Raw genomic sequence first — 5,744 nt, 5'->3', positions numbered from 1 at the left:
GCGGGTGGTTTAATGATTCGCGACTACGTCGCGAACCAGTCTAAAGACAATAAAAAGACTGTACCTCCCAAAATTGTCTCAAATTTTAGGGGTTCAGTTCATTATATAATCTTACAGTCATGTGCTTTATTTTTATACTGTTTGATATTTTAGCTGAATGAGTAGTTGTCAAATAATCATACTCCCAATATAAATATTCATTAATATTACAATTTCCTTGTAATTCTAATTTTTGAATAAATTGTATAAATCATAATTGTATTTTGTTTTTAACGTTTCTTCAGATGAAAGTTGTGAAAATAAATAGTTTAAGACTTCCTCTGTAAAATCACGTAATATCCAAATATGAAACATTTTCAAATAAAAAGTTTCATTTTTAAAATTTTTCCCAAAATATTTTTTATCATTATGAACGAGAATAGAATCACGCCTAGTTCGAATAGTTTTAATTGCATGTGAAATCACTTTATCATTACTTATTTTTTCTTGAAATTTATTTAATTGAATTAATGTGTCACGATTTGATGGGAATAAGTGGATATTCTTTTTACATTTTTCAATTAAATTTGGAATAGTTTTAGCTTTGTCTGACTTATCATATAATTTTGTAAGAGATAGCATATAACTATCTGCTAATGCACAACTTATAACTAGAGCAAAATTAGGTGCAGATTTAAAATTTTCCTCATATTTATCAACATCTTCACTTACATTTATTAAATCTTTCATATAAACTAACTGCATAAAGTATCCATTTATTTCTTCAAGAAGATTCTTTTTCATTTTTTCTTTTTGAGTCACTATTATCCCTCTTTTTTATCACAATACAAGGTTCTTTTTTCCTCCACAACTCCAAACTTATCAACCTCTACTTTCACAAAAGGCCTCTCACCATAACGATGAAAGGCCTTTGTATTTGTATTCTTTAATACTATATTTTCTAACTTTTATTCCCACTCAATTGTAGCAGGTGGTTTAGATGTAATATCGTACACAATGCGGTTGATGTGTTGTACTTCGTTTACGATACGACGGGAGATTGTGTCCAATACGTCGTAAGGGATGCGTGCCCAGTCAGCAGTCATGAAGTCTGTTGTTGTTACGCCACGCAATGCCAATGTATAGTCGTATGTACGGAAGTCACCCATAACACCTACAGTACGTGTAGATGTTAATACGGCAAAGTATTGGTTGATGCTACGATCAAGACCAGCTTTGGCAATTTCATCACGGAAGATGTAGTCCGCATCACGCAAGATGTCGAGTTTGTCTTTCGTGATTTCGCCCATTACGCGGATAGCAAGACCAGGGCCTGGGAATGGTTGACGCCATACGAGGTAGTCAGCCAAGCCTAATTCAGCACCAAGTTCGCGCACTTCGTCTTTGAAGAGATTGCGCAATGGTTCGATAAGACCTTTAAAGTCTACCACTGCAGGCAAGCCGCCTACATTGTGGTGAGATTTAATCACTTCAGCTTCACCAGTACCGGACTCGATAACGTCAGGGTAGATTGTACCTTGCGCTAAGAAGTCAACGGAACCGATTTTACGACCTTCGTCTTCAAATACGCGGATAAATTCTTCACCGATAGCTTTACGCTTAGCTTCTGGATCTTCAAGACCAGCCAATTTATCTAAGAAACGTTTTTCAGCATCGACGCGAATGAAATGCATGCCGGAATCTTTGAAAGCTGCTTCTACTTCGTCACCTTCGTTTTTACGCATTAAACCATGGTCAACGAAGATACAAGTCAATTGGTCGCCTACAGCTTTAGAAATAAGAGCTGCTGCAACGGAGCTATCTACACCACCAGACAATGCCAACAATACTTTGCCGTCACCAACGGTTTTGCGGATGTCTTCAATAGCAGCTTTTGCATAGTTTGCCATTGTCCATGTACCTGTGAAGCCACACACTTCGTACAAGAAGTTGTGAAGCATTTCTTTACCATGCTCAGTGTGCAACACTTCTGCATGGTATTGCATAGCATATAATTTACGTTCTGTATTTTGCATGGATGCAACAGGGCAATCCTTAGTATGTGCTACAATTTCAAAGCCTTCAGGAACTTTTGCTACATAGTCAACGTGAGACATCCAAACAACTTGGTCTTCTTCCAAGCCTTTGAACAATGGAGATGTAGTGTCCACTTTAGTAGGTGTTTTACCAAATTCACGGTTGTCCGCAGATTTAACTTCGCCACCCAATGTATGCGCCATAAATTGCATACCATAGCACATGCCAAGAATAGGAATACCAAGTTCAAAAATCTCTTTCTCAATTTTTGGAGAGTTTTCTTCATACACGCTGTTAGGACCGCCTGTGAAGATGATACCTTGCGGTTTTAATTCCTTAATTTTTTCCAGCGCTTTGTTGTATGGATATACTTCGCAGTATACGTGATTTTCACGAACACGGCGCGCGATCAATTGGTTATATTGACCACCAAAGTCAACAACAATTACAAATTCCTTGTTTTCCATGCCTTCCTCCATATGCATCTATTTGTGAAAGTATATTCACTATTTTTTATGCCCATACATATCTGTACTGTGGGTGCGTTTTTCCGAGCCAAACGCTAATTTTTCATTACAGTTTATTATACCATAGGAAGTATAACGACTCCATATATTCCGTATATAGATTATAAATAAGAATTTAATGTTCGGATTTTTATTTATATAGTTATAATATGTACTCAAATTCAGATGTGAGATACTAGAATACGATTTTAAGATTAGAATACAAATTCAAGATATTAGGACTCAAAGTTAAAATTCTTACATTCAGTTTAAAAACTGGAATACAGTTTTAACGTACAGCTTAGTTTGCTGTTATATTACTCTTTAAGATCCTTAACATCCTTCCGTTTATACATTTTCACGGCCCCTACAGGACATATCGAATAACAATCGCCACAACCGATACAGCCTTTCCCAATAATAAATCGAGTCTTCCCTTCGGTGATGCATTGAACAGGACAGTCCTCAGCACAAGCACCACATTTAACACAAGTGTCATCAATATTAAACTTTAGATTTCCCATTATGCATCACCTCCCTATCAGAAAAAACAAAATTAAGTATATCCACGTAATGATTAAATACTATATCTGCCATGTAACATTAGGTTATTATAAATACTAAAGTCAAGATTTTCTATTGAGCGCAATATTATATGCAATAGCCGAGTAAATAGCTTTTGCCACGCCTTGATGGTTATTATCTGTCGTTTCGTATCGTGCCGCTTCTTTAATATTCGGCTTGCTATTGCCCATCGCTACGCCTGCACCCGCAAAGCGTAACATAGATAGATCATTTTCGCTGTCCCCTAGTGTCATTACCTCATCAGGACTTAAGCCCCAGTGTTTTGCCAAGGCTTCTACAGCAGTACCCTTTGTAGTGTGGGGCAATACGAATTCTAAATTACCTTCACTAGAGAGCAGCACATCATAAAAACGTTCACGGCCTGTGCCATCGTGGGACAGCCCTTGGTATTCATCGCGCAAGTCTTGTAATATACGTTGACGCATCGGCTCGTCACCGTAAAAGATTTGAATTTTCTCAGGTCCTTCTTCTAAGGCTTCCATATGAGCTAACAAATCACATACCATTGTTCGCGTAGCCAAGATAAATGGACGAATATTAGGTCTAAAGAAGAAATTGGATTGCTCAATTTCACATTCAGACATCTTTACCTTTGCTGCTTCATTACCTTCCACCAATGCATAGTGGTCGTACGTTGCTCCTGGTAGATGATTATCCATTATGCCATGCAAAAGCTTTTTATTACTGCCACTTCGTTCACAAGCGCACGCCCCTAAGCGTTCAGGGGTAATGCATCTAGATGGCGGATACATGCCAAAGATTTGGTCTTTCACATAGGCCTCTACATATACGCCATAGGTTAACAGTTTGCGTAACAAATGTAGTGCTTGTTCTTTATCAAAATTTACATGGAATAGACTGCGGTTTTCGTCCTTATCCATCACATAGGCACCATTGGTGCACATGAAATAGCGCAAGCAAGGCAGTTTTTCGATGACATCATTCATCTCATTCCATGCACGGCCAGATGCAATGGCTACGCGAATCCCGCTTTCACGAGCTGCACGAATCGCCTCAATAGCATCTTCAGGAATTGCTTTCGCATCGTTTACCAAGGTGCCATCTACATCAGAAGCGATGAATCGAATGCGCTTATCTCCGACTAGACCTATATAATTTTTTATAGTTAATGTTTCTTTTGAGGACATACAGCCTCCCTCATGGTATCTAAAATAGATTTATCAATATCTTGGATTTCAAAGAAGTATCCTCATAGTATCCTATGACTATTCCCCTAGAGATCCTTTAAATTCAGCTACGATTTCTTCTAAGGTTGTTGGGTTTTCTACGAGTCGTAGTAAAGCGCCACCAATAATATTAGCACCGTCGATGATGGTTTGTTCAATGGTAGGCTCTAGCATAGCGGCAGCAAATTCTTTAGAATGGCACACCTTCGGCTCGCCAGCGAGGCGCAATTTAGGATGGAATGCAGCGCATTGATAGCTTACATTGCCAATATCTGAACTACCTCCAAGGGCTGCAGCACCTGGTTCAAAATCGAGACCCATGTCGGCCATTACCTCTTCGATAAGCTTTGTGCCACGATGGTTTTGGTTCATATCATCATACGGATTGCCATAAAACTCTACATCCACAGTTGTACCTGTACAAAGGGCCGCCCCTTCAAAGATGTTTTTGATTTGCTCAGATAAACCATTCAAGTACTCTCGTTCTGTATGACGCACGGTGACCTCTAATTCACCGAAGGCAGGAATCACATTAGATGCGGTGCCTCCAGCAATGATCCACGTGCCGATGCGCGTTTCAGGGCGCACTTGTTGACGCATCATATCCATAGCATGGATAGCGAGTTGCACACCATTTACCGCGTTGATGCCATTCCAAGGCTCGCCGGCTGCATGGGCCGGCTTACCTTGATACTTAGCACGGAAGCAATCGAGTGCCAAGAATTGTGAATTAGGACGCGTTTCCTCGCCGTCAAGATGCACCATGATGGCAAAATCGTATTCTTTGAATACCCCTGCATTGCACATATCTACCTTACACCCCATCGCTTCTTCGTCTGGTGTGCCGATGATATCGATATCCATGTTGAAAGCTACGCCCGTTTCTTGCATTTTATGCAGTGTCAATGCAGCCAGCACGCTCATAGAACCACTGGCGGAATGACCGCACGCATGACCTACCTCTGGCAGTGCATCGTATTCACAAAGTATGGCTAAGCGACCTTTTGGATTCTCTACTTTTACGGCAGACGCCTTGAAGGCAGTCGGCAAATCACAAAATTCATAGGTTACATCCATGTCATATTTTTCGAAAACAGCACCAATGGTTTTGACAGACTCGAATTCTTGACTAGAAATCTCAGGGTTTTTAGCTAATGTATAATTCACCGCAAAAGCATCGGGAGCGAAGCTTTTACAAAGATTGAAAAATGTTTGCGTAAGGGACATAGCGCCTCCAATAATATAAATAAAGTTATATAAATAAATGGATATGAACGGTTTTACCTAAGCCAATTAAGATAAATTAATACGATTCGAAAACTAACATAAACAACAGAGATATGATATATCTAAAATCAGTCCAAATGAAAGCCATTTTTAAATATGAAACTCATGTACTCTTAATTATACAATGTTATTGCCTATTGGTGTAAAATTCCGTACAATATAA

At 39.1% G+C, this 5,744-nt stretch carries 5 protein-coding genes; all 5 read right to left on the bottom strand.

What is annotated here, in order from left to right; genetic code table 11:
• Nucleotides 1-225: 225 nt before the first annotated feature.
• Entirely contained in the window at nucleotides 226-801 is a 576-nt protein-coding gene (locus tag Q0507_RS02890; RefSeq protein ID WP_298712085.1) for a hypothetical protein, read from the bottom strand.
• Between the two features lie 146 nt (nucleotides 802-947).
• A complete protein-coding gene (guaA, locus tag Q0507_RS02885; protein ID WP_298712082.1) occupies nucleotides 948-2,483 on the bottom strand; it encodes a glutamine-hydrolyzing GMP synthase in 1,536 nt (511 codons plus the stop codon).
• Nucleotides 2,484-2,839: 356 nt separating this feature from the next.
• On the bottom strand, nucleotides 2,840-3,046 hold the full coding sequence (locus tag Q0507_RS02880) for a DUF362 domain-containing protein (protein ID WP_298712079.1): 207 nt from the start codon (nucleotides 3,044-3,046) through the stop codon (nucleotides 2,840-2,842).
• 102 nt (nucleotides 3,047-3,148) lie between these two features.
• Nucleotides 3,149-4,255 carry a Cof-type HAD-IIB family hydrolase gene (locus Q0507_RS02875; RefSeq protein ID WP_298712076.1) on the bottom strand — a complete coding sequence of 369 codons (1,107 nt, stop codon included), beginning with the start codon at nucleotides 4,253-4,255 and terminating at the stop codon, nucleotides 3,149-3,151.
• Between the two features lie 78 nt (nucleotides 4,256-4,333).
• Nucleotides 4,334-5,521, bottom strand: coding sequence for a M20/M25/M40 family metallo-hydrolase (locus Q0507_RS02870; RefSeq protein ID WP_298712073.1), 1,188 nt, complete (start codon nucleotides 5,519-5,521; stop codon nucleotides 4,334-4,336).
• Nucleotides 5,522-5,744: the final 223 nt, after the last annotated feature.

It is taken from the genome of uncultured Veillonella sp. (genome assembly GCF_938010505.1).
In the GTDB taxonomy this organism is placed as follows: Bacteria; Bacillota; Negativicutes; order Veillonellales; family Veillonellaceae; genus Veillonella.
Note: the sequence above shows the minus strand (reverse complement) of the source record. Positions and strands in the feature narration are given on the sequence as shown.